The sequence below is a fragment of the Vibrio sp. ABG19 genome (assembly GCF_029962385.1).
GTDB lineage: Bacteria > Pseudomonadota > Gammaproteobacteria > Enterobacterales > Vibrionaceae > Vibrio > Vibrio ostreae.
Window position 1 is genome coordinate 1,138,618 of record NZ_CP071707.1, and the last position, 25,149, is coordinate 1,163,766.

Here is a 25,149-nt window from a genome sequence, read left to right on the forward strand (position 1 = left end):
TGATCTCCTACACGGTTTCTGCAACAGCGTCAGGTGTCCAGACCTGGGCAGCGTTATCGCTGGATCCGGCCTCACCTTCAAGCAATGCTTCGGCAACAATCTCGGCGATATCTTTCACTTCAGGGCGTGGTTCAACCACACCTTCCAGCATCGCTGTACATTGCTGACAACCCACAGCCACCAACTCAGCACCGGTTTCACGAATGTCATCCATACGCATATCTGCGATACGGCGTTCGCCCGGAATATCGGTGATTGGAGCCGCACCACCACCGCCACAACAACGTGAGCGGAATCCGGAACGTTCCATTTCAGCCAGTTCGATTCCCAACTGCTTGAGCAGTGATCGAGGAGAATCGTATTCACCGTTGTAACGGCCCAGATAACAAGGATCGTGGTACGTCACTTTGCCACCCTGATGGGCACGCAATTGGATCAGTCCTTTTTCTGCTAACTGGTTAATGAACGTTGTATGGTGCCAAACCTGGTAGTGAGGCTTCTCGCCTTCAGGGTACAGATCCGGATACTCATTCTTCAGTACGTGGAACGCATGAGGGTCTGTGGTCACAATGCAGTTGAACTCATATTTGCTCAACGTTTCAATGTTACGGCGAGCAAGACGCTGGAAGGTCGCATCATCACCAAGACGGCGCGCCACATCACCACAGTCGAGCTCTTCGTCACCCAGAATCGCGACATCGATGTTGGCAGCTTTCAGAACTTTGACGAACGCTTTCAGAATGCGTTGGCTACGCATGTCAAACGCACCATCGGAGACCCAGAACAGCACATCCGCGCGTTTCACGTCTGCCATCAGGTTAAGCTCTTGGTCAGCAGCCCAGTGTGAACGGCGCTGCGGCGCATAGCCATTCGGGTTATCGGTATAGATAAGGTTTTCCAGTACCTCGACACCCTTCTCTGGCGTTTGGCCTTTTTCCAGCGTCAGGAAGCGACGCATATCAACGATGGCATCAACGTGTTCGATCATCATCGGACACTCTTCCACACAGGCACGACAAGTGGTACATGACCACAGTGTTTCGGCATTCACCAGACCATTAACGATCGGGTTGTGCGCGCCACCCTGAGCACAGCCAACTTCTTTACCCGGGTACGGGCTACCGGCGTACTTTTTATCGCTACCGCCGGCCAGGCCCACCACCATATCCTGGATCAGTTTTTTCGGGTTCAGGGGTTGTCCCGCTGCAAACGCAGGGCACATTGCTTCACATTTACCGCACTGTACACAGGCATCAAAGCCAAGCAGCTGATTCCATTTAAAGTCAGATGGCTTCTCTACACCGAGTTTTTCAGCATCGAGATCAACCAGCTTCAGACCCGTTGAACGGCCGCCGCCAAAACGCTCCGGACGACGGTGGAATGCCAGGTGAAGCGCACCAGCGAAAGCGTGCTTCATCGGACCACCCCAACCCATACCAAAGAACATTTCACCCAGACCCCAGATGATGCCGGCGATCAGAATCACCGCCAGTGCCACACCACCAAACGCTTCAGGCAGAATGCCAGAAACCGGCAGAGTCACCAGGAAAAAGCTGATCGCAAAAGCAAACAGGCTTTTTGGCAGACGCATCCAAGGACCTTTCGACAGACGCGAAGGCGGATTCAGGCGGCGACGCCATACAAACGCCGCTCCAGTCAGCATCAGCGCCAGCGAACCCAGCAACACCCAAGACAGAATCTGAGGTGCCAGGCCGAAGACGTGAACAGCAAAGATTAAAACAACGGAGAGCACGAAGCCGCCGGCGGTGGCAACGTGCGTGTTTGACATAGTTTTGTCACGGGCAACAACGTGGTGCAGATCCACCAGGTAGCGTTTTGGCATCGCTTTTAAGCCAGCGATGATCGCCACTGGCTCTTTCTGTCCCTGACGCCATAGCTGCACCCGACGTAGCATCCCTATAACCGCCAGGACACTGGCGGCTGAGACTAAAACCGGAAGTAACAACTCCAGATTAAGGAACTCCAGGTTCATGGGCACCTCCTCAGATCAGAGATCTTTGCACAAACGCAATGCGTCGTAGATGGCTGCGTGTACGTTGCGCTGAGAAACGCAATCGCCCAGACGCCACAGGATCATGCCATCGTTCGATTCAGACAGAACTGGCTGAGGCTTGGCAGCAAACAGCGTTTCGTTGTCGATCTGACCTTTGTTGACAGATTCTGCTTTCAGTTCGTAGTACAGTGCTTCGTTCGGACGAACACCGTTCTCGACCACGATCTGATCTACTACGCGCTCTTCTTTCTGACCGGTATATTCGTTTTCCAGGACAGCCACCAGGTTGTCGCCTTCACGGTAAACTTTTTCCAGTAGTAAGTCAGAGGTCATGATGACTTCTTTCTCATACAGGCTACGGTAGTAAGTCGGGAACGTTGTACCACCGATACCGACACCTGGTTTGATGTCGTCAGTGACGATTTCAACCATCGCGCCTTTCGACGTCAGGTAATCAGCGGCAGACATACCGGAGAATTCACAAATCGTGTCGTAAATCAGGACGTTTTTACCGGGTTCAACCGTACCGTTCAGTACGTCCCAGGAAGAAACAACCAGACCTTCATCCGCGCCCCACTCTGGATTCTGTTCGATAAACGGCGTACCGCCGGTCGCCAGAATACAAACGTCAGGCTTAAGCTCACGAATTGAATCTGCGCTTGCTGCAGTATTTAGGATCACTTCCACACCCAGACGATCCAGTTCCATCGCCAGCCAACGAGTAATACCCGCCATCTGGTCACGTTGTGGGGCTTTGGCTGCAATACTTACCTGACCACCCAGCTCACTGGCTTTTTCAATCAGAGTCACTTTATGGCCACGTTCTGCCGCAACACGCGCCGCTTCCAGGCCACCAGGGCCACCACCGACAACCACGACATTACGTACCGGACCAGTTGTCTTTTCGATGATGTGAGGCAGCCCCATGTATTCACGTGAAGTTGCCGCATTCTGGATACACAGAACATCAAGCCCCATGTACTGACGGTCGATACAGTAGTTCGCACCAACACACTGACGGATTTGGTCAGTCTGATTCAGTTTGATCTTAGCGATGATGTGAGGATCGGCGATGTGTGCACGAGTCATACCGACGAAATCGACATAACCATTTTCCAGGATACGTTTAGCCTGGTTTGGATCTTTAATGTTCTGAGCGTGGATAACCGGCACTGAAACCACTTCTTTGATACCTGCAGCCAGGTGCAGGAATGGTTCTGGCGGATAGCTCATGTTCGGAATAACGTTGGCCAGTGTGTTGTGAGTATCACAACCTGAACCTACTACGCCGAAGTAGTCGATAAGACCTGTTGCGTCATAATAAGCCGCGATTTGCTTCATGTCTTCGTGCGCCAGACCGTCCGGATGGAATTCGTCACCGGTAATACGCATACCAACAACAAAGTCCGGGCCAACAGCTTCACGCACTGCTTTCAGTACTTCCATACCAAAACGCATGCGGTTTTCAAACGTGCCACCCCATTGGTCAGTACGTTTATTTACACGAGGAGACCAGAACTGGTCAATCATGTGCTGGTGCACTGCTGACAGTTCTACACCGTCCAGGCCACCTTCTTTTGCACGTACGGCTGCTTTCGCGAAATCACCGATAACGCGCCAGATTTCTTCTTCTTCAATCGTTTTACAAGTTGCGCGGTGAACCGGCTCACGAATGCCAGACGGGGACATCAGGCTTGGCCAGTTTTCACCATCCCATCGAGAACGACGTCCCATGTGGGTAATCTGAATCATGATCTTACCGCCGTGCTTGTGCACAGCATCAGCAAGATTCTGGAAGTGCGGGATAATACGGTCGGTAGAAAGGTTAACCGAACTCCACCAGCTTTGTGGGCTGTCGATTGAGACCACACTTGAGCCGCCACAAATACAAAGACCACAGCCACCTTTGGCTTTTTCTTCGTAATATTTAACGTAACGGTCGGTCGTCATACCACCATCAGTGGCATAAACTTCTGCGTGAGCGGTACTAACGATACGGTTACGAATCGTCAGCTTATTGATTTTTAATGGTTGGAACAGAATATCGAACTGGGACATGCTTCACCTCTGTACCAGTCATACTCCCCTAGAGAGTATGACTGTCTTCCTTGACTGTGCTTTTACTAATCGTTGTAATTGTAATGTGTTACGCCACTGGCGTTGTTTCAAACATACCAAAGTCACAGCCTTCTTCTGCCGCACTCTGTGTTTGAACTGCTTTGGTCTTAACGTCGTAGCCAAGACTTTGCGCAATTTGATCCATTGCGCCAGCGAACCAACCAGTGAACATATAGTCAACCTTGCGGTTTACTTTGCCGTACTGATATACAAATGCTGAGTTGTCGAGACGAACTTTTGCAACACCTGCGGCGATATCCAGCTCTTCCGTAGTGAAGATACCCCAACCGCGCTGAGACAGACGTTTCATGTAGTGAGCGAAGATCTCTTCACCAACCAGGCCATGCTCTTCAGCTTCTTTTTCACACCAGTAGTAAGCTGATTTGTAACCGGCTTTATACAGAATCTCTGCGTAGCGGTCCGGACCCAGCTCTTCTTCGATCGCCATGTGGTTATTGACAAAGAAATGGCGAGGAACATATAGCATCGGCAGAGCGTCGGTGGTCCAAACGCCGGTTTCGTCGTCGACCAGGATTGGCATTTCAGGTGCATGTACACTCATTTCAAATACTCCGTTATTTTAAAATTTGATCAGTTATCGATTGTAGTGTGTGAGCTTATTCGCCCCACACGTCACCTAAGACGCGAAGCCAGTTCTCGCCCATGATTTTACGAACCTGAGTTTCAGAGAAGCCGTGTCGTAACAGTGCATCTGTCAGGTTAGGGAACTCACCCAACGTACGGATGCCTTCCGGGTTGATGATCTTGCCAAAGTTCGTCAACCGGCGTGCATAGCCTTTATCGTGAGTAAGCCATTCAAAAAACGGCTGGCCATGACCTTGAGTAAAATCGGTCCCGATACCGATTTGGTCTTCGCCAACCAAATTAAATATGTAGTCGATTGCTTCGACGTAATCTTCGATCGTTGAGTTGATGCCGTTCTTTAGGAAAGGGGCAAACATAGTGACGCCAACAAAGCCGCCGTGATCGGCAATGAATTTCAATTCTTCATCGGATTTGTTGCGTGGATGATCTTTCAGTCCGCTTGGCAGACAGTGGGAGTAACAAACTGGTTTTTTCGACGCTTCAATCACTTCACGTGACGTTTTTTCACCGACGTGTGACAGGTCACACATGATGCCGACGCGGTTCATTTCTGCCACGATCTCATGGCCAAAGCCAGACAAGCCGCCATCGCGCTCGTAACAACCGGTACCGACCAGGTTCTGGGTGTTGTAACACATCTGTACCACACCGACGCCAAGGTCTTTAAATACTTGTACATAGCCTAATTGGTCTTCGAACGCGTGCGCGTTCTGGAACCCCATCATGATGCCGGTTTTACCTTCCTGCTTTGCACGGCGGATATCGCTGGTCGTTTTCACTTTCGTCACGATGTCGTTGTTAGCTTCGATCAGATTGTTCATTTCAACGATGTTATTTACAGTGTTCTGGAAACCTTCCCACACTGAGACCGTGCAGTTAGCAGCGGTCAGTCCGCCTTTACGCATATCTTCAAAAAGCTCGCGATCCCATTTAGCAATCACGAGTCCGTCAATGACGATAGCGTCATCATGCAGTTCCTTTGCGTTCATCTTCTCACCTGGTTATTTGTTCTATGGGCGTATGCTCAGAATAGGTATTCCGGTCATTGAGTAGTGTTCTGAAAACGTCACTCCAAACACCTTTTGCGTAACTGTGTACGTCGTTTTTTGATAAAAAAAAAGCCGCTGCGAGAGAAGCAGCGGCTGAGGAGAATTTGGAGGTTTATTAGACCATTACAGACCCATACGTAGGTTCATATTGTGCCTCATACAGCGAGCGTGACGACTGCAGATCTGACGCTGCCAGAGCGGCAAGATCTGCCTGGGTTGGATCATCTTCCAACTCGGCACTCAACAGGGTTGTATTCAGCTCATTATCGTAATGGCCTAAGCGCTCTGCACGCGGAGAAATGCCGATGTGAATACGATAACACTTACTGAAATGCGGAGAAGATACAAAGCCACATGCGGTCGCGATGTCGATAATCGACATCGAGGTCTGGCGCAGTAACTGACGTGCTCGGAACAAGCGCAGCTTCAGGTAATATTTTGACGGCGGGCATTGCAGATATTTCTGGAACAGGCGCTCTAACTGACGACGCGACAAACCGACGTACATAGCCAGCTCATCCAATTCGATAGTTTCTTCAATGTTTGCTTCCATCAAAGTAATCGCTTCGACCAGCTTCGGCTGAGCAGTGCCCAGCACGTGACGCAGAGGTACACGCTGGAAATCATTTTCGCCACGAATTCTGTCGCAAATGAACATTTCAGAAATGCTCGCCGCTAACTCATGACCGTAGTCCCGTTTGATCATGTTGATCATCATGTCCAGTGGTACAGAACCTCCGGTACACGTCATACGATCGCGGTCAATCACGAACAGATGGTTTGAACATACAACTCGTGGGTAGGCTTCCTGTAACGCCGCAATACACTCCCAGTGTGCCGCACATTCGTATCCATCCAAAACGCCTGCTTCCGCCAACAGGTAAGGACCAGTACACAGGCCACCCAAACGCAATTGCTTACGTGCCAGAGATTGCACCCAGTTCACCTGACGTCGAGTGAAACTGCGGGTAATGTTTACCCCCCCTACTACGATCAAGGTATCCAGCTTGGGCGCTGAACTCATTGATGCATCGGGAGTAATCTTGATACCGTCACTGGCAGAAACCGGCTCGCCGTCTTCCGTGATGGTATACCAGTCGTACAGCTCTTTACCACTAAGCTGGTTAGCCATTCTTAGTGGTTCAACCGCTGAAGCCAGCGCGAGCATAGTGAAGTTATTCAGCAGTAAAAAACCGATTCGGCCGACTTCTTTCTGCGCGTATCCTTGTCTGAGCGAGTTTTGTAAAACCGACATTGCGCACTCCAATTATATCTAATCATCGTTGTGGAGATTTTAACACTTTGCTAACTGTCCTATTTAGCAGTAACAAAGTAGCAACAACCGTACCCAAAAATAAATCTTCTATGAACTAAACAACCGACCTTGTCGCAAACTGCTAAGTTATCTGTAGAAAATGTCGCTTATTTTTGTGACTTTGCCTTTTAAAATTTATTTTTCTTATACGATGATAAATAACTCACGTTTAAAACAGTGCAGACACCCTGCACTGCATTGGTTCACAAGCACTAAGAGAGGGAAACCAAACTGGTGATTGTTGAAAAGATGTTAACACTTTGTGCTGTAATCGCAAGATTAAAAAAGCGTCGTTTTTAGCTATTTTTGTGATTGTGAGTTAGCGCAAACATTGTATACAAAAGATGCAAAAAAAAGGGAACCAGATGGTTCCCGAATTGAGTGAAGAAAGAGTGAGTGGATCACTTCACAAGTGGTGCTACGACAATACAGAAAGCCCGTTAATCTGTACCGTTTGCACCGTTAAGGACAAATTGAGAGGGTGCTGAGCGTTTCCGCTGGTGAGAGGCACATGACAGGCTCAGCGGGCTGCCACACACCTTGTTGCTTAGTAAAATACTGCTTGGTTAAATACGACTTAGTTAAATACGACCTTGCTCGACTGGCCGCCTTTGCGGTCAGCAGTATAAAAGCCGATGATTAACTCGTCCTTGTTGAACATGATGTTAGCCAGCCTCGGTGAGTGCATGCTGTTTGCTAACGCCTCGACGGGGTCGATTTGCGACATATGGGAAACTTTTTCTCTTTTTATAGATATTTCACCGTCCTCAGTCAGCGATGACTCTTCCAGTTCAACGACACAACAATTACCACCTCCCACTCTTTCAATATGAGCTATAACAGAAAGGCAGCAACTCAATAACAATGAAGATGCATCGTCGATAACACTCCAACACTAATGATACATAAATCACTGTTAATGGTAGTTAATTTGATTTAGATCAATTTATACCACAAAATGTACAACTGAGAGGCGGTGTAAAGAGTCCACAACAATAGTGCTGCCTGTTTTTCTGAACCAATCCGTTTACCAATCTGATAATCATCGACGGATACCAGAACCTCACTTTTTAAGGTATTTATATGAGCATTAACCGTAAATTCATTTTGACCATTACCGTTTTAATATGCTTGATCGCTTTGGTTTTGGTTGGTTATGAGATCCAAACCAGCATTAATCAGGTGAACGAACAGGCCAGCCGACAAAAAGAGCAAGCGATTCAGGAGACGACTCGCTTACTGAACACCACCAATGACATCATGATGCAGCGGGTCGAGAGCAGCATGAAGTTACTCAAGGAGCGCAGCAAACTGTTGGGCCCTGCACAATTGCAAGGACAAGAAGCAGTCGCAGGTCAAAACGCACCGGCGCTCTACTTTGGTGACACTAAACAATCGAACAATTACGATCTTGTCGACAGGCTTACCGGTATTATGGGCGGAACGGCAACGCTGTTTGCGCGCAGTGGTAACGACTTTATTCGAGTGTCCACCAACGTCAAAAAAGACAATCAACGCGCCGTAGGCACTTTACTGTCACGCAATGGTAAGGCGATGGCGGCGATCACCAGCGGTCAAAGCTATTACGGCATGGTTGATATCCTCGGCCACCCTTATATTTCTGCCTACGAGCCAATCATTGAGGATAATCAGACCCTTGGCATCTGGTATGTGGGATACCCCGCTAACATGAGCATTGTCACTGACTCCATTGCACAGTCGCGCATTCTCAATCAGGGATTCGTCGCGTTATACGACGGTACAGGCCAATTGCGTATGCATTCTGACAACCTCAGTGACGCCCAAATCAAAGCCGCGCTCGACCAGCCTGATGATTGGGTGATTACACGTTCAGACTATGCACCGTGGAACTATCAGATCGTAACCGCTTACCCGAAAGCTGAAATCTCAGCCATGATCTGGAAAATTTCCATCCAGGGAGCCGCGACTGTATTGGTGATCAGTTTAGTCATGATAGGGTTTATTACTCTGCTGGTAAGACGCATCGTGGGCAGACCGTTAGCCGTTTATGTTGATGCAATTCATAACCTGGCGGATGGCGAAGGTGATCTCACGCAACGTTTCGACCTGCGTGGTAATGATGAACTCGCCACCATGGCTAAGGGTTTTAATAAGTTGTTGGATCGCATCCATACCACAATCAAACAGTCAAAAAGCGCTGCAGAAGCTGTCAATCAGTCTGCCGCTCAGTTGATGGCTATCGCAACCCAATCTTATGCAGCGTCAGAAGCGCAGAATAAGGATACCGAACAGGTTGCTGCAGCATCGCATGAAATGAGCCTTTCGGCGCAAGATATTGCGAAAAATACCACCAATGCGGAACACAACGCTAACCAGGCGAATCAAGACGTGAGTCGCGTCGGTGAGACTTTGACTCAGACCATTAACAGTATCCAGCATCAGGCCGATACGATTCAAAAATCCACTGCGGTGGTAGGAGAACTGGTTGATGCGAGCCACAGCATTGGCAACGTGCTGGGAGTGATTAATGACATCGCTGATCAAACCAACCTGCTGGCACTGAATGCCGCTATTGAAGCAGCTCGAGCTGGCGAACAGGGACGCGGCTTTGCCGTAGTCGCTGATGAGGTCCGTTTACTGGCGAGCAGAACCCAGAAATCAACAGAAGAAATCCGCGCGATGGTGGCGCGTTTGCAGACCAGCGGTGAAGAAGCCTCAGAGCAGATGACATTGAGCAGCCACATCGCCGCAGATAATGTCCAGCAGGCACAGATTGCTGATGATGTCCTGAAAACAGTGCTTGCATCAGTGGCCAACATTTCGCAGCTTAATGCCGAAATCGCCAGTGCTGTGGAACAACAGCGGTATGTCGCAGAAGATGTGAGTAAAAACATCAATCAGATCCGTGAAGCCAGTGATCAGAATCTAAACCTGAACAGCGAAACTCAACAAGCCTGTCAGACGCTTAAGCAACTGGCCGATAATCTGCACCATCAGCTCTCGCTGTACCGGGTGTAGGTAACATCAGTACAACTCTCCAAGCGACCACATATGGTCGCTTTTTTTATGGTCGAACTTTGTTCAATACCTCATGCGCCAGGCCAGGCGCTATATTGCCGCGCTTTCATCTGTCCCTTTGTTGTTGTCTCACTGAGTCTATCAAGGGTAAACTGAGTGCTAGCAATAAGAAATATAAGGTTTTCTCAGCAATGGTTACGCCGCGCCCAACCGCATCGACGCATAAACAACAAGAAGTACAACGCATTATGGCCGCCCTTTCGGCCGCAATAGCCCAGCACAAACTTAAACCGGGTCAGCGTCTGGTCGAAGCGCAGATCGTTACTGCTCTGCAAGCCAACCGTAACCATGTGCAGACAGCTCTGCAGCGTCTTGCGCTGCAGCACATTGTCACCATCGAACCCAATCGCGGCGCGATGGTTTCTCAACCGACGGCACAAGAAGCGCGCGAAGTTTTTGCTGCCAGACGGGTAATCGAACGCGGTATTGTTGAAGATATTACGGCGCAGAAAATGGCCGAACACTGGCCGCAAATTGAGGCGCACATGCAAGCTGAACAAGCCGCGGTGCAGACCAACGACCGCCGCGCCATTGTCGGTGCCTTGTGTGATTTTCACCGCCTGCTGGCTAACCTGTGCGGGAATCGTGTCCTGATGGAGATGTTTGATAATTTGATGGTACGCAGTTCACTGATTGTTGCGCTTTATCAGCGGAACGATGTTCCGGCGTGTCAGCACAATGAACACCAGCAGCTTATTGATGCATTAAAAGCTGGTAATCAATCACAGGCTGTCGCTGTTATGCTGGCGCACCTTGATCATCTGGAAGCGGAATTGGTGTTGAGCCCGGGTAATGACCAAGAACTTGACCTTGGTGACGCACTCAGCCAAGCGCCTGTAACGCCAGATTAAGCAGCCGATAAAGAGAAACAGCGGGGAAAATGCTATGCCCCGCTGTTTCTCCTCCCTACACATTTAAAGCGGATGATGTAAGTTCACCTGCGGCCTAGTAAACGTTATCCGGCCGCGTTTGATCGCCATAACGGGTGCTTGTACAGTTGCGACCACATCCGCTTGACTGAGCGCGTCAAAAAAGACCGCATCGGCCACCTTACCGACTCCGATCCCGTAGTGTTGCAGTTTCATCAGCTTTGCCGAATCCCCTGAAATCCATTCAAAACACTGACTCAGCTCCGCGGGTGTCGCCAACTGAGCGACATTGGCATACAGATTCGCCTGCCTGACCTGAGAAGCATCACCGTAAGGCGTAAACGGGTTCTCAACGTTATTGGTCGAAATGGAACAGCACACGCCCTGCTTACTCAGCGGCAACAGCGGTGCAACACCACGCGGCACCAAATGGTCAAACTCGCGTCCGTTGAGAAATAAATCGGTGCTCGGCAACGCCGTTAACCGGACGCCTGCTTGTGCCATTTCCTGCGCCAGCTCTTGTAACTCAGCCGGTTTGACTGCCGACAGCTTAGTCACATGGCCCACCGTTACCCGGCCCTGGTAACCAAATTCACGCGTCATTTCCATCACATATGGTAGTGTCATGGTTGAACTGTCGAGATCAAAATCGAGATGAAAATCGAGATCGACATCATACTGAGTGGCCAGGCTAAACAGCGTTCTGACTTGCTGCTCAGGATCACTGTCGGTATAGGGGCAACCACCGAGCAAATCGGCGCCCTGCTCCAGCGCCTGCACCAGCAACTCGTAAGTCCCCGGATTATTATGCAGCCCCTCCTGAGGAAATACACACAGCTCGAGGCTCAGCGCCCAGGCATAATCCTGTTTGAGCTGCTTTATAGCCTCGAACCCGGTGAGACCGACGACAGGGTCTATCTCGACATGGGTCCGCATATAGCTGGTGCCCTGGGTGATGGCCTTTTCCAGTACCCGTTTACCTCGCTGGTACACATCCTGGTAGGTAAAGCTTTTCTTCAGCTGTGATGTCTGTTCAATCGCTTCTTGCAGTGTGCCGTGCTGCAGCCGGCAACGTGACACCGTACACGCTTTATCGAGATGAACATGAGTTTCGACCAGGCCTGGCAGCATGAGTTGCCCTTGGGCATCAATCACAGTTGCTGCACTAAATGAGGTCATATCTGTCTCGTTTTGCGGCTGAAAAGCGGTGAAATATCCCTCACGGATAAACGCGCAGCTAAGCGTTGACTGCCCTTCTAAACGACAATTTATCACTACGGTATCTGCTTGCATTAACTTGCTCCCATATAGGCTTTTTCTAACTCCGAATCGGCTAATAATTGTTGTGCCGTACCTGCCTGCACTATCTTGCCGGTTTCGAGTACATAAGCCCGATCAGCAACCTGCAGCGCAAGATTGGCCATTTGATCGACGAGCAGTATGGTCACGCCGTCGTCTCTGAGCTGTGCCAAGGCATCATAGAGCTCAGCAATCATCGAAGGGGCAAGGCCAAGCGACGGTTCATCCAGTAACAGGATGCGTGGTTTGGCCATTAACGCCCGTCCGACCGCGACCATTTGCTGCTCTCCGCCAGACAGCAGTCCGGCCTGACTCTCTATCCGATCGCGCAGGCGCGGAAAGCGCTGTAAAATCGCTTCAATTTCGTTTACCTCATCGACATCATCCTGACGTGAATACGCGCCGAGCAGCAGGTTGTCTCTGACAGACAGATCACCGAATAGCTGACGCCCTTCGGGAACCAAAGCCAGGCCACGTTCGGCAATCTGATCAGCATTCATGTGATGGATGTAGCTGTCATCAAGGCCAATCGTCCCGCTGGCGGGCTTCTTAAGCCCCGCCAGGCAGCGCAGGATGCTGCTTTTCCCGGCACCATTGGCCCCTAAAATGGCGACACATTCGCCCGGATTAACCTCAATATCAACCTCATGCACCACAGGGGACGCCCCGTAGTCTATGGTCAGTTGTTTGGTAAACAGGACTGACTGTTTGGCAGCAGTCCACTGCTTGGCCCGTGGCGGGGCGTTATAACTGGTCGCGCCCAGATAGGCAGCAATGACCGCCGGATCCTGTTGAATCTGTAGTGGTTCACCCAGAGCGATCGGTTTACCGGCATCCAGCACCAGCACCTGATCACTGACACCCATCACCAGTTTCATATCATGCTCAACCAGAATGACCGCAATACCAAATCCGGCGATGGTCTTGATTAATCCGGCTAACTTGTCTGTATCCTCACGGCTCAGACCTGCCGCTGGCTCATCCAGCAACAAAACCCACGGACAGGTGGCCAGCGAACGCGCTATCTCGACCAGACGACGGTCGACATGGGGTAAGTCCTGCGCGGGAGTATTGATGGCCCCCTGATAACCGACCAGTGCCAGCAGATTCAGCGCCAGTTCACGCTGTCCTGGCTGCCGGGCGTAAAACGGATGGCCGATACTGCCTTGCTGCATCGCCGCCAACAGATTTTCCAGTACTGACATATCATCAAACAACTGGCTGGTCTGATAGGTGCGTGAAATGCCGCAGCGGGCGATACTATGAGCATTAAGGCCAACAAGCTCTTCATTCAGGCTGACCCTGCCCTGATCCGGGGTATAAAAACCACTAATCATATTCAGCACCGTGGTTTTACCCGCCCCGTTAGGGCCGATAATACTGGTCACTTTGCCAAGCGGCGCTTCAAAACTGACCCCTTGCGCTGCGACCACACCACCAAAAGTAATACCGATATTGTCGACCTTTAGTGCACTGAGGCCGTTATCCGCACGATCGTAAAACGTCGCAATCAGATGCCGGTTGACCGATTTGGGCGGTAACTCAATGCTCGTTTTACGCAATCGTGTGGTCATTTCGCCGATCAGGCCGCGCGGAGCGCCCCACAGCACGGCGAGCAGCAATACCGCAAAAATCAGCAGGCGGTATTCCGCCAGCGGCGCCAGCAGCTCAGGCAATAAAACTACCACTGTTGCTCCCAGAACCGGTCCCCATAATGTGCCTGTTCCGCCCAGGATCACCACCAGCACAAACAAAATCGACTGAGTAAACGGAAACGTGCTTGGGCTGATGTACATCATCAGTGGCGGGATCATTGCACCGGCAAGCCCCGCAAACGCCGCTGATAAAGCAAAAGCCAGGGTTTGTGTATGCAGTGGATTAAATCCGAGTGAACGCGCTGCAACCGGACTCGATTTTACCGCACGCATTGCTTTGCCCCAGCCACTGTAATAGACCTGCTGATACATAATTAGCGCCGCGCCGAGGCTCATCATACCGATAAGCGCAAGCAGACGTTCCGGTTCCAATTCGCCCAATTCCGGCATCGGGATCCCCATCAACCCATTGGCACCACCAGTTACGTCACGCCACTCCATCAAGCCGTGATGGACGACGAAAGAGAAGGCGATGGTCACCATTGCCAGATAAGGCCCGCTAACCCGCATGGCCGGGATAGCCAACAGACCACCCACGGCGCCGCACACCAGCGCGGCAGCCACAACGGCCAGCCCGAAAGGAACGCCATTCAACAGCAACAACCCGCTGACATAAGCGCCAATCGCATAAAAAGCGATATGGCCAAAACTTATCTGGCCACTCATCCCCATCAGGATGTTAAGACCAACGCCAACCAGTGCCGTGATAGCACAGAGGGTAAACACCAGTAACGAATAACTGTCGAGCAGAAAACAGAGCACGGAACCTGCCAGGGTAAAAAGCGTAATCCACAACCAGGATTTTGACTGAGTGATACTCATACTTTCACCTCCTGTCCTTTAACGAACAGGCCATTAGGTTTGACCGCTAATGCCAATATGACCAGGGAGAAGGTAATGATCTGAGTGAACGCGGAGCCAAAATAAACGGTGACTATCGCCTCCGCTAAACCAAAAATCAGCCCGGCACTGAACACGCCGGACGCACTGGTGATACCCCCCAGAATGGCGACCGCAAAGGCTTTGAGTCCGAACAGCGTGCCCATATCCGAATGCACCGCAAACAGTGGCGCGATCAGAATACCGGCGATCGCAGCGAGCACCGTCGACATGGCAAAACTGACTGCGACAACACGACTGACATTGATGCCCATCAGACGGGCCGAATCCGGATTCTGTACACAGGCCAGCAGCACCTTTCCTAAACGGGTACGACGCACCAGCATTGCCAGTAACAGCGCGATAATCACACCGACTACGGGAATCATGACCTGCAGTGCATACACTCCGCTGCCGAACAAGTCGACACTGGTGGTAGCAAATTCGTTGCTAAACTGACGCGGCTCTTTACCGAAAGTAAACAACACCGCATTATCGATTAAGATCCCTCCCGCAACCGTTGCCATCAGCCAGGCATCAGAGCCTTTATTGGCAAACGGGCGTACCAGAAAGCGCTCTATCGCTAAGCCATATAACGCACTGAGCAGCAAAGTGACACAGAAGGCAACCCAGTAAGGCATGCCCCACGTGATGCAAAAAGAGTAAGCCAGCACCGCCCCGAGCATCATGGCACTGCCCTGGGAGAAATTAACGGTTTTGCTGACGATATAAGTAATATGAAACCCGAGGGCAAGGAGAGCATACATGCTCCCCAGACCCAGCCCGGTAATAATGGCAGCGGTTAACATGATGTAACGCTCTCCTATCCGTATTGACTGACCAAATATTTGTATTGACTGACTACCGTTCAGTGCGAGTTACTGAACCGGTACGATTTGGTCATTGACGAAATGAGTGAAAACATAATCTTTGGCACCTATCGCATCATGTTGGGTTTCGGTGAAAGGCCGTTTAAAATCTTTAATCAAGCCCTGATAATCATCGATACGATAGAAACCGTCACGAATGGCACTGCCTTGAGTAGAACCTGCATTTTGTATCGCCAGCGCGGTCAAATGCATCGCATCGTACGCATTGGCAATGCCCACGGCCGGTGTCACATCAGCCACACTTTTGATTTCTGGGAATTTCGCCTGCAATTTGCCAAACACTTCACCGCCTTTCCCCGATTGAGTATCGGTAAACGTAAAGGTCTGAATAAAATGCACCCGATCCGCCGTCGGTCCGGCCAGCTCACCAAACCGGCCGCCCGCCGGCCCCCAGTGAGAAACAACAGGTACATCCCACCCCATACGCTCGAGTGATTTCACCACTTGTGCTGAAGGTGCTACGTTAGCCACCATCAGCAAGGTATCGGTGCCTTTTTCTTTCAGCCGGGTGAGTTGTGGCACTAAGTCAACATCACCAGACTCAATACGTTCTATCCCGCTGTATTCCAGACCGCGCGCCAGCAATGCCTTGCGGAATCCCTTCTCGTTTGACTCTCCCCAAGGGTTATTAATCAGCAACATACCCGGCTTTTTCATGGCATAGTTGTCAATGCCATATTGCACCAGCGCTTCATCAACCACTTCATCCACCGCCGAAACACGGAATACATAATTTTCTTTGGCGCCATTCTGGGTGATAGGCGTACCCGCCGCCCAAACCCCCATAAACGGCATTTTCATTCGGTTAGCAACGGGCACGATGGCAAGGGAAACCGGCGTATCCAAACCGCCAAACAGCACAGCGACATCTTCTTTTTGAATCAGCTCGCGGGCTGCCAGCAACCCTTTCGACGGATTACTTTCATCATCACGCCGCACCAGTTCCAGCGGGCGCCCCAACACCCCGCCCGCCTGATTAATTTCATCAATAGCGATCACCAAACCTCGGGTAATCGCTTCACCCGATTTGGCAGACTGGCCTGACAGCGCCGCGACCAATCCGACCTTGATCGGTTCGGCAGCATATGCAGCCAACGTACTCATGGACAGTGCTGCCGTGACACCCATCGAAAGTCCGTGTTTAACCAGTTTGTTGATTGTTGAACGTTTCATAAGATCCCTCTTTTCATTAATTGCTAGCCATTGCATAATTATTGCTAGCAATTTGAGTGCCAGACGAAAAGTACCGAATTTCGTGGAATTTGCCAAGAAATCTGCACAAAAAAGATCCAAATCAGATTCGTTTGCACCATTAATAACCAACCAAGGAGAGACGCCATGTCAGAAACAGACAAAGCAGTAGAAATCGTCAGCCAGTTTTTGGAGGCCTCAATGAAGCCGGATCCGGAAACCGCCGCTACTTTTATGGATGAGCAGGTCAAGATCACTTTTACCGGGCGCAGAGAAATGGCCAACGCACAGGCCATCACCGCCTTCAATCAACAGCGCTATCAATGGATAAAGAAAGATATTGTGCAGTATGACGCGGTGCAGAAAGCCGATCACTGCGTCGTCTATTCGATTGGTTATCTGTACGGACAATGGCCGGATGGCCGCCACTTTAATGGCAACCGCTATACTGACCGCTTTGAGGTGAAGAATGGTAAAATCACCAAGATGGATGTGCTTAATGACAGCGCGGAGTGGATCTTAACGCCGGAGATCAACCGCGAGCAGGTTTGAACTCACGGAGAGGTCACTTAACAATAAACGAGTCAGGAACAAGAGCAGACAGAGAGCAGAACACCAGGTTCTGCTCTCTATTTTGTTATCAGGATGAAGTGTCTACCATGACCACTTGCCGCTGTCCGCTGACCATGCAGGCCTGACGACTGCGCCCGGTCAGTTGGGGAAATTGCTGCGACAAGATAGTAACAATCCTATTAATATTAATCATCGTTTATCTTATAACGATTCATTCTAATTATTGACCTGCGTCACAAAACCACGCCATGTTAGTCTACGTGCCTTTTCTGTTCCAATTTCCAACTTGTTGGTAAGTAAGGTTTTACATATGAATAAAGTACAAGCATGGTGGGGAGCAGCGATTGCCTTCGTAGCTCTGCTGCTTGGCGCAACTCTGCTTAAAGACGCATCGCTGTTTATGCGCCTGCTCATGGGTCTGGCGCTGGGCTTCGCCCTGACCAAAGGTTCACTGGGGTTTGCGGGCAGTGTCAATCGTGCTTATCGCCGCGGCTCAACCCAGCTTTTGCAAACGCTGATGTTTATGTTTGTGGTTACCGCTGTGGTCAACGCAGGCATTCTGTTTAATGCTGATGCTGGCGACTACCGCCTCTGGGTTAACCCAATCAACATCGGTCTGCTGGTTGGCGGCGTCATGTTCGGCGCTGGCATGAGCTTATCAAGTTGCTGCGCCACTGGGGTAATGGTCGAGATGGTCGGTGACATCCCTCGCGCACTGATTACCCTGCTGTTTTTCGGTGCTGGTGTTTTCTTCGGATTCCCGCTGCAATCCACTCAGGAATGGATTACACACACCGTAATATCGAGCCAGAGCTACGCCGGTAAAGGGGTATTCCTGCCAGATCTGTTCAGTTGGGATCCGCTGAATGGCTACTTTATGTCAGTAGTCGTAACCATTGTTTTTGCTTCAATCGTGATTCTGGCTGCGCGTAAATATCAGGCGCGCCGTGAGCAAGCCGGTACCTTCTATGGTGTAGACGGTGAAATGCTGCGTGAACAGAGCGCGCAACAGCCAAAACCAAGCACTAACGCGACGCTTTTCAGCAAAGAAAACTACCAGCGCTGGTTAGGTAATGTTTGGCAAATGAATACCTCTGCTCTGGTTATCGCACTGGTGTTTGGTGTCATGATGGTCTCAACCGGATCTGGCTGGGGGGCGTCAACGCCATTCGGTATCTGGTTTGGTAAACTGCTGATGGTGTTTGGTGTCAGTTCAGCGGATATTGCTGCGTTTACTCACCGTCCGGAAGCGCTGTTTAACCTGCCGTTTCTCGAACACGGCGTCAGCGTGCAGAACCTGGCGATCATGATCGGTACTTTAGTTGCAGTGCTGTTTGTGGGTAAATTTTCCCTGTCACTGAAAACCAATTACTCCGTTCGCCACTATGCGTTATTTGCACTGGGTGGCCTGCTGATGGGCTTTGGTACCCGTTTTGCCAATGGCTGTAACGTCGGCGCGTTATTTACGCCTATCGTCAACTTCTCTCTTTCAGGCTGGGTTTTCCTGATTGTACTGTTGATCGGTGGCGTGCTGGGCAACCGTCTGCAAGCCGTTGTTTTAAAACAGTGCTGATTGTTCCGCGCCGCTAATCCAGTTCCCATCTAGTTATTTGGCAAAGCTAGGTGATGAGAAGAATTTAGAGATTAGCCAAAACTCCTTTAACGCCGCGTATCCCACGCGGCGTTTTTATTTTTGCCTGGGCAGATTGGGCTTTGTCAAAGCGTGTTTCAATTTCACGCGGCTCAATGTGTCTTAAAACAAGACGAAGTCGATGCTTGAACAAAGTCACTCTATGCTAAACCGCTCAAATGTCATCACAGTCTCGCCCATAAGCGGAGAGCGGATTCCAGCAGGGTCAATTAAGTGGTAATATTGCCAGATTAAAACGTGCTGTGGCGGCGGGTAAGCACAGGTTGTTCTTTTGGCAGGCCTGCGATTCTCATCCAATCGTCTGTTATTTCCAGCTTTTTACCACAGACAAAACCATTAAATTAAAAGGCAATATCTTCAAATGGTTAACAACAATATCCAATGGTTTCCTGGCCACATGCATAAAGCAAGCAAGGAAATCGAAGAAGCGATCCCTCAGGTAGACGTCATCATCGAGGTACTGGACGCACGTATCCCGTTCAGTAGTGAGAACCCGGTGATTTCACGTCTGCGTGGTGATAAACCGGTCGTTAAAGTGCTTAACAAACGCGATCTGGCCGACCCGGAAATGACGCAACTTTGGATTGAGCATCTGGAAAAAGAGCAAGGCGTTAAAGCCATGGCGGTCACCACCTCCAACGTGCAGGAAGTGCATAAAATTCTTGAATTGTGCCGTAAGCTGGCACCGCACCGTGAAGAGATCGGCAAGAACATTCGTACCATGATCATGGGCATCCCCAACGTGGGTAAGTCCACCATCATCAATACCCTGGCCGGACGTGTGATTGCGCAAACGGGTAACCAGCCTGCGGTAACCCGCCGTCAGCAGCGTATCAACCTGCAAAATGGCGTCGTACTGTCTGATACTCCGGGAATTCTGTGGCCAAAAGTTGAAAACCCGCACAGCGGTTTCCGCCTTGCCGCAACAGGTGCAGTGAAAGATACCGCGATGGAATATGACGAAGTGGCGTTCTATACGGTGGAGTATCTCGCCGCTCACTATCCGGAAAAACTCAAAGAGCGTTACCAAATCGATGAGTCGCCTGAGTCAGATGTTGAATGGATGGAAGCGATTGGCCGTAAGCGTGGCGCCTTGCGTGCCGGTGGCCGCGTTGACCTGCATAAAGCATCAGAAATTCTGCTGCATGAACTTCGCCAGGGAGTGATTGGCCAAATCACGCTCGAATTACCGGAAATGATCACGCAAGAGCTGATTGAGGTTGAAATCGAAGAAGCTCGTAAAGCAGAAGAGAAAGCAAAGCGCAAAGAAGAGCGTCGCAAGCGTTACCTACGTAACAAACGTTAAGCGCGCATGCAGAGATGGCGCTATCCATCCCTGTGACTGACTTTTTATGACACTGACTTTGTAAGACAAAGGGCGCTATCTAAGCGCCCTTTTCGTATTGGTATCAATGAGATTGACAGACTGATTCAGTTCACAGCCAGGAAGCTAAAAACTCATTCACTCCTGAAGATCTCCCCATTAGCGATTAATTCCCGCCAATTTCACCAAAATATCTTCCAGTTGTTGCCAGGGCATCAGCTGTGAATCAATCAATTCAATCCGCGACTCAAAACCTTCCAGGCTCATTTCATTGACGGAAACCACACCCTGAGACACATTGAACGCATAGCAGCCACGGTCTGTATTCACCACAGCCTTAATCCGTTCCGCTTTAAGATCGCTGAACAGAGAGAACAGCTCATCAAAGCCAAACGCAAATTCAGCGCCAAACAGCCAGCCACAACTGAAATAGCCCTGCCCCTGATTTTCACGGCGTACATAAGGTTGCTTCGGATCCAGTTCAAACTGTGGCTCCATCTCTGCGTGATGGTGATGATGGGCATCACGCGCGTCCACTTGCTCCGGCACCAAACGTTCAATATCCAGTATTTCCAGCGGCAGTTGCCCGCGCGATACCAACTTATGGAAGATTTTGGACGGAGACTGGTCGGTAACCCAATCGTTAAACGCATCGATATCATCCACATCGCATTCATCAACTTTATTACCAATGATCACCTCGGCGCTGCCAAGCTGATCATTAAAGTTCTGGTTGCTAATGTATTTTTCGTTACGCAGATTGCGCGGGTCAACCAGCGCAATCGTCGCTTTCAAATCCACATATGGCAGATACTGCTCGGACGTCAGAGTGGCAATCACTTGTTTCGGGTGGCCGAGCCCGGTCGGTTCAATCAGCAAACGATCCGGCTTTTGCCGCAGCAGTGCGTTGATTCCCACGGACATTGGCACACCGGCAGTGCAACACATGCAGCCGCCCGGCACTTCTTTTATCAGCGCCCCTTGCTCGGACATCATGGCACCGTCGATACCAATTTCACCAAACTCGTTAACCAGTACCGCCCACTTTTCATCGCTGGGTTTAGTACGAAGCAGGTTAAGTATGCTGGTGGTTTTACCTACACCGAGAAACCCGGTAATTATGTTGGTCGGAACTTTTGCAGTCATGGTTATACTCCCTTTTGTAATAGTATAACGTTCAAACCAGCTGCGAGTAAAAAACTATTACGAGATAAAAACTATTGCTAGATAAACGAGTTAGCCGCGCTTTTTATATCCACTCAATTTTCGACATCAAAACAAAATATTGATACACCTTATCAATATTTCTCATGCAGGCTGGCGACTGTGCATAGATAAAACAGACAAACAGAGTGAATAGCAAGCGGCAAAAAAATTCAGGTACTAATGAAATAACCAGAAACAGATACCGTAATAGAAACCGACGAGTCAGATAGAAACAGACACCGTAAATAGCAAAAGGCGCACTGACTATAGCGCGCCTCTTTTCCCCGGAACTCAATCGTGAGTCTGCGAGTCAGTCTGTTCTGTGTACCAAACTGACCATTGGCGAGGACATTTGATTTGAAGTACTTTTTGAATCCATCCAAATTGTAGGTAAGGCCTTTCAATTCCTCCATTTCGAAATAATCAAATCTGCCTTACTCTTTAAATATGGTTCATTACTCTGAAAAGACAAGTTTTTTCGCATATTTTTGATGATCATTGCATGGTTTTTAGAATTTTAGCGAAATCAATCATATATGAAAATCAATATTGCATTCTTGTCGCTATAGTTGAATGATGTGGCGAGTATAATTCAAGGCCACCCCCTGAATTCCCAACCCTTGAGGCCTTATTTTCATGACGAAGAGTGAGAAGTTGAAGTACAGTTTACTTTCCAAAGTTCCAAAAGATGCAATTAATCAATTTCTCTCTAAAGAAAAAACCCCCGCTTCCGTCCTGTTCCTCTCCCTTATCGTTGGTATTCTTTCAGGCATCGTCGGTACTTATTTCGAACAAGCGGTTCATTTTGTCTCGGAAACCCGTACCGACTGGCTGCGCAGTGAAATTGGTAACATGTTGCCGTTGTGGCTGGCCGCCTTTTTGATCAGTGCTGCCCTGGCCTTTATCGGCTATTTTCTCGTGCACCGTTTTGCTCCGGAAGCTGCCGGCTCTGGTATCCCGGAAATCGAAGGTGCGATGGATGGCATGCGCCCTGTACGCTGGTGGCGAGTGCTGCCGGTCAAGTTCTTTGGTGGTATGGGCGCGCTGGGTTCAGGTATGGTTCTTGGCCGTGAAGGGCCAACTGTGCAGATGGGTGGCTGCATCGGTCGCATGGTGTCGGACATTTTCCGCATCAAAAATGACGATACGCGCCATTCTCTGCTGGCTTCCGGCGCAGCCGGTGGTCTGTCCGCGGCATTTAACGCACCTTTAGCTGGCATTATGTTTGTGATGGAAGAGATGCGTCCGCAATTTCGCTATACCCTGATATCCGTGCGTGCGGTCATTATTTCGTCGGTCGCAGCCAACATTGTCTTTCGCAGCGTCAACAGCCAGGATGCCGTGATCACCATGCCGCAATACCACGCACCGGACTTACCTTTGTTAGGTTTGTTTTTACTACTTGGTGTTCTGTTTGGCATTTTTGGTGTGCTGTTCAATAAGCTGATCACCACAGCCCAGGATATTTTTGTTAAAATTCATAAAAATACCCGTAGTCGCTATTTGATTACCGGCTCACTGCTTGGCGGATGTTTTGGGTTAACTCTGCTGTATATTCCTGAACTGACCGGCGGAGGTATTGCACTCATCCCGACCATTACTAACGGCGGTTACGGTGCTGGCCTGCTGTTATTGTTGTTCCTGGGCCGTATTCTGACCACTTTGATCTGTTTCGGCTCCGGCGCTCCGGGCGGTATCTTCGCGCCGATGCTAGCACTGGGTACACTGTTCGGTTATGCGTTCGGTCTTATCGTGCAAAGCATGCTGCCGGAACTTGGGATTGAGCCAGGTATGTTTGCGATTGCTGGTATGGGTGCGCTGTTCGCAGCAACGGTGCGGGCACCGATCACTGGTATCCTGCTGGTGATTGAAATGACCAATAACTACTACCTGATTTTGCCACTAATCATTACTTGTCTGGGTGCAGGTACCTTCGCACAGCTATTTGGCGGACAGCCAATTTACAGCCAACTGCTGCACCGCACACTGAAAAACGACAAACTACGTCAGCAAGACTTACCACCACAACAAGCAACTCCGGTAAAAGAAGCCGCCACAGAATCAGCCTGATATACGACTATGACTAAATGCTTTCAGATAAAAGTGGTTCAGACAAAAATTGGTTCGGGTAATAATGCCACTCATTGCTACTTGTTCACGGTTTTGTGACAGTTATACATCTATTGTTACACACTGATTGCTAAAAATTGATAGAATCGCCGCGCATTAAATCTTTGCTGTGCGGCGATTTTTTCATTCCTTCCTCGTTCGCTGCAACTTGACCTTAATTAAACGGAGTCTGGCGTTGAACTGGAAAAGGCTGATTCAGGTACAAAGTGTTCCTCCTTCCCAAGCGGCCCTGGCATTAGGACTTATAGGGCTTGGCCAGGCATGGGATTTGTATCTGCCACAAATCGGCTCAGTATTACGCCCCTACATGGTAGTTGCCGGTGCCATTCTGTTGCTGCCGGTACTGGCGCGATACCTGACCAGTTATTCGACATTCATGCGCGATATCCGCGATCCGCTTTCCGGCAGCCTGATGGCACCTATGAGTATGGCGCTGTTGATTCTGTGCGATTATCTGGCATTGATTTCACCGCTGATCGCCTATCCTATCTGGGCTATTGCATTGCTACTGCACCTGACCATGATGGTGCTGTTTTTCAGCTTCCAACTGCTCAATTTCAGAATGTCGCACATTGTGCCGAGCTGGTTTCTCTATCCGGTTGGTCTGATAAGCAGTTCCCTGGCTGGAACCCAGTTCGGTCATACTCTGTTTTCCGAAACCCTGGTGTCGGTCTGTATTGGGATCTATTTCTTCATGTTGCCATTGGTATTGTACCGACTGGTGTTTGAAGGCATGCTGCCGCGGCGCGCCCGGCCAACACTGGCCATTATGGCGGCACCGATCAACCTGACGCTGGCGAGTTATCTGGTGAACTTTCCCCATCCGGATCCTATTCTGACCGGCGCATTGGCGGGGATAGCAATTACGATGACTCTGCTGATCTATTTATGTTACTTCCGCCTGCTGAAACTGAAATTTCAGCCGTCCATCGCAGCGGTCACCTTCCCTTCCGTCATCAGTGCCATTGCGATGCACCGCCTGACGACTTTTTTTCAACACGACTTTCCACACTGGCATTGGCTGCATAAGTTTGGGTTATTTGAACTGAGTGTGGCGAGCGGATTAGTTTTATGGGTTTCTATCGGTTACGTTAGAATGTACTGGCCTGAATTATTCCCGCCGAAGAACAACACATCAAATAACGGTCTACCTAAGTAAAAAATGACCACGACCATTACGTCTGGCAGGGCCAAATCACTGTACCCGAAACGGAAAACAATCACCTTACACTCTCTGAGTGTAAGGTTTCTTTCTTAATAGACAACTCAATATAACTCAGTTTGCCATCGCTTCCAAAATAATCAATTTACGTAGGTGAC

18 protein-coding genes are annotated in these 25,149 nt (G+C 49.9%); 7 read left to right on the plus strand and 11 right to left on the minus strand.

Going from position 1 to position 25,149, the window contains the following annotated elements; genetic code table 11:
* Positions 1-7 precede the first annotated feature (7 nt).
* From J0X00_RS05175 to J0X00_RS05200, 6 genes are all read right to left on the minus strand, one after another.
* A complete protein-coding gene (locus tag J0X00_RS05175) occupies positions 8-1,993 on the minus strand; it encodes a (Fe-S)-binding protein (protein ID WP_282476532.1) in 1,986 nt (661 codons plus the stop codon).
* A gap of 15 nt (positions 1,994-2,008) precedes the next feature.
* Positions 2,009-4,072, minus strand: coding sequence for a dimethylglycine demethylation protein DgcA (gene dgcA, locus J0X00_RS05180; protein ID WP_282476533.1), 2,064 nt, complete (start codon positions 4,070-4,072; stop codon positions 2,009-2,011).
* A gap of 88 nt (positions 4,073-4,160) precedes the next feature.
* Positions 4,161-4,694: a DUF5943 domain-containing protein gene (locus tag J0X00_RS05185; protein ID WP_136485693.1), complete on the minus strand. Its 534-nt coding sequence runs from the start codon at positions 4,692-4,694 to the stop codon at positions 4,161-4,163.
* A 55-nt stretch (positions 4,695-4,749) separates the two neighbouring features.
* A complete protein-coding gene (locus J0X00_RS05190; protein ID WP_136485691.1) occupies positions 4,750-5,727 on the minus strand; it encodes a dipeptidase in 978 nt (325 codons plus the stop codon).
* Positions 5,728-5,902: 175 nt separating this feature from the next.
* Positions 5,903-7,042, minus strand: coding sequence for a GlxA family transcriptional regulator (locus J0X00_RS05195; protein ID WP_136485689.1), 1,140 nt, complete (start codon positions 7,040-7,042; stop codon positions 5,903-5,905).
* Positions 7,043-7,679: 637 nt separating this feature from the next.
* Positions 7,680-7,829 (minus strand): hypothetical protein, encoded by a 150-nt coding sequence (locus J0X00_RS05200; protein ID WP_282476534.1) that lies wholly within the window; start codon positions 7,827-7,829, stop codon positions 7,680-7,682.
* 356 nt (positions 7,830-8,185) lie between these two features.
* On the opposite strand from J0X00_RS05200, the gene J0X00_RS05205 reads away from it, so the two are divergent.
* Positions 8,186-10,102 (plus strand): Cache 3/Cache 2 fusion domain-containing protein, encoded by a 1,917-nt coding sequence (locus J0X00_RS05205; RefSeq protein WP_282476535.1) that lies wholly within the window; start codon positions 8,186-8,188, stop codon positions 10,100-10,102.
* 191 nt (positions 10,103-10,293) lie between these two features.
* Positions 10,294-11,013: a GntR family transcriptional regulator gene (locus J0X00_RS05210; RefSeq protein ID WP_136485683.1), complete on the plus strand. Its 720-nt coding sequence runs from the start codon at positions 10,294-10,296 to the stop codon at positions 11,011-11,013.
* A 63-nt stretch (positions 11,014-11,076) separates the two neighbouring features.
* Here J0X00_RS05210 and J0X00_RS05215 read toward each other — a convergent pair whose 3' ends face one another.
* The 4 genes from J0X00_RS05215 to J0X00_RS05230 all read right to left on the minus strand — a co-directional run bounded on the left by J0X00_RS05215 (position 11,077) and on the right by J0X00_RS05230 (position 16,927).
* On the minus strand, positions 11,077-12,210 hold the full coding sequence (locus J0X00_RS05215) for an amidohydrolase family protein (RefSeq protein WP_282476536.1): 1,134 nt from the start codon (positions 12,208-12,210) through the stop codon (positions 11,077-11,079).
* Positions 12,211-12,323: 113 nt separating this feature from the next.
* Entirely contained in the window at positions 12,324-14,807 is a 2,484-nt protein-coding gene (locus J0X00_RS05220) for a branched-chain amino acid ABC transporter ATP-binding protein/permease (protein ID WP_282476537.1), read from the minus strand.
* Complete coding sequence (locus J0X00_RS05225; RefSeq protein WP_282476538.1) at positions 14,804-15,673, minus strand: branched-chain amino acid ABC transporter permease; 870 nt, start codon at positions 15,671-15,673, stop codon at positions 14,804-14,806. Before J0X00_RS05225 ends, J0X00_RS05220 begins: the two co-directional genes overlap by 4 nt.
* 69 nt (positions 15,674-15,742) lie before the next feature.
* A complete protein-coding gene (locus J0X00_RS05230) occupies positions 15,743-16,927 on the minus strand; it encodes an ABC transporter substrate-binding protein (RefSeq protein ID WP_282476539.1) in 1,185 nt (394 codons plus the stop codon).
* A 165-nt stretch (positions 16,928-17,092) separates the two neighbouring features.
* Between J0X00_RS05230 and J0X00_RS05235 the strand changes: the two genes are divergently transcribed.
* From J0X00_RS05235 to ylqF, 3 genes are all read left to right on the plus strand, one after another.
* The gene (locus tag J0X00_RS05235; RefSeq protein ID WP_218561956.1) at positions 17,093-17,497 is read left to right on the plus strand and encodes a nuclear transport factor 2 family protein; all 405 of its coding nucleotides are present in this window, start codon (positions 17,093-17,095) and stop codon (positions 17,495-17,497) included.
* A 331-nt stretch (positions 17,498-17,828) separates the two neighbouring features.
* Positions 17,829-19,091, plus strand: coding sequence for a YeeE/YedE family protein (locus J0X00_RS05240; protein ID WP_282476540.1), 1,263 nt, complete (start codon positions 17,829-17,831; stop codon positions 19,089-19,091).
* A 439-nt stretch (positions 19,092-19,530) separates the two neighbouring features.
* Entirely contained in the window at positions 19,531-20,475 is a 945-nt protein-coding gene (ylqF, locus tag J0X00_RS05245) for a ribosome biogenesis GTPase YlqF (RefSeq protein WP_136485669.1), read from the plus strand.
* Positions 20,476-20,652: 177 nt separating this feature from the next.
* Here the strand turns inward: ylqF and J0X00_RS05250 are convergent, their stop codons facing one another.
* Complete coding sequence (locus tag J0X00_RS05250; RefSeq protein ID WP_136485667.1) at positions 20,653-21,639, minus strand: GTP-binding protein; 987 nt, start codon at positions 21,637-21,639, stop codon at positions 20,653-20,655.
* Positions 21,640-22,335: 696 nt separating this feature from the next.
* Here J0X00_RS05250 and clcA point away from each other — a divergent pair.
* Both clcA and J0X00_RS05260 read left to right on the plus strand, forming a co-directional pair.
* Positions 22,336-23,769 carry a H(+)/Cl(-) exchange transporter ClcA gene (gene clcA / locus J0X00_RS05255; RefSeq protein WP_136485665.1) on the plus strand — a complete coding sequence of 478 codons (1,434 nt, stop codon included), beginning with the start codon at positions 22,336-22,338 and terminating at the stop codon, positions 23,767-23,769.
* 235 nt (positions 23,770-24,004) lie between these two features.
* Positions 24,005-24,988 (plus strand): TDT family transporter, encoded by a 984-nt coding sequence (locus tag J0X00_RS05260; protein ID WP_136485663.1) that lies wholly within the window; start codon positions 24,005-24,007, stop codon positions 24,986-24,988.
* Positions 24,989-25,149 lie beyond the last annotated feature (161 nt).

Bases quoted from the DNA above. Each gene is read 5' to 3' on its own strand.
- dgcA (WP_282476533.1), bottom strand. From the start codon at position 4,072: ATGTCCCAGTTCGATATTCTGTTCCAACCATTAAAAATCAATAAGCTG.
- J0X00_RS05235 (WP_218561956.1), top strand. From the start codon at position 17,093: ATGTCAGAAACAGACAAAGCAGTAGAAATCGTCAGCCAGTTTTTGGAG.
- J0X00_RS05175 (WP_282476532.1), bottom strand. From the start codon at position 1,993: ATGAACCTGGAGTTCCTTAATCTGGAGTTGTTACTTCCGGTTTTAGTC.
- J0X00_RS05220 (WP_282476537.1), bottom strand. From the start codon at position 14,807: ATGAGTATCACTCAGTCAAAATCCTGGTTGTGGATTACGCTTTTTACC.
- clcA (WP_136485665.1), top strand. From the start codon at position 22,336: ATGACGAAGAGTGAGAAGTTGAAGTACAGTTTACTTTCCAAAGTTCCA.
- J0X00_RS05200 (WP_282476534.1), bottom strand. From the start codon at position 7,829: ATGTCGCAAATCGACCCCGTCGAGGCGTTAGCAAACAGCATGCACTCA.
- ylqF (WP_136485669.1), top strand. From the start codon at position 19,531: ATGGTTAACAACAATATCCAATGGTTTCCTGGCCACATGCATAAAGCA.
- J0X00_RS05215 (WP_282476536.1), bottom strand. From the start codon at position 12,210: ATGACCTCATTTAGTGCAGCAACTGTGATTGATGCCCAAGGGCAACTC.
- J0X00_RS05250 (WP_136485667.1), bottom strand. From the start codon at position 21,639: ATGACTGCAAAAGTTCCGACCAACATAATTACCGGGTTTCTCGGTGTA.
- J0X00_RS05230 (WP_282476539.1), bottom strand. From the start codon at position 16,927: ATGAAACGTTCAACAATCAACAAACTGGTTAAACACGGACTTTCGATG.
- J0X00_RS05185 (WP_136485693.1), bottom strand. From the start codon at position 4,694: ATGAGTGTACATGCACCTGAAATGCCAATCCTGGTCGACGACGAAACC.
- J0X00_RS05190 (WP_136485691.1), bottom strand. From the start codon at position 5,727: ATGAACGCAAAGGAACTGCATGATGACGCTATCGTCATTGACGGACTC.
- J0X00_RS05210 (WP_136485683.1), top strand. From the start codon at position 10,294: ATGGTTACGCCGCGCCCAACCGCATCGACGCATAAACAACAAGAAGTA.
- J0X00_RS05225 (WP_282476538.1), bottom strand. From the start codon at position 15,673: ATGTTAACCGCTGCCATTATTACCGGGCTGGGTCTGGGGAGCATGTAT.
- J0X00_RS05240 (WP_282476540.1), top strand. From the start codon at position 17,829: ATGAATAAAGTACAAGCATGGTGGGGAGCAGCGATTGCCTTCGTAGCT.
- J0X00_RS05205 (WP_282476535.1), top strand. From the start codon at position 8,186: ATGAGCATTAACCGTAAATTCATTTTGACCATTACCGTTTTAATATGC.
- J0X00_RS05195 (WP_136485689.1), bottom strand. From the start codon at position 7,042: ATGTCGGTTTTACAAAACTCGCTCAGACAAGGATACGCGCAGAAAGAA.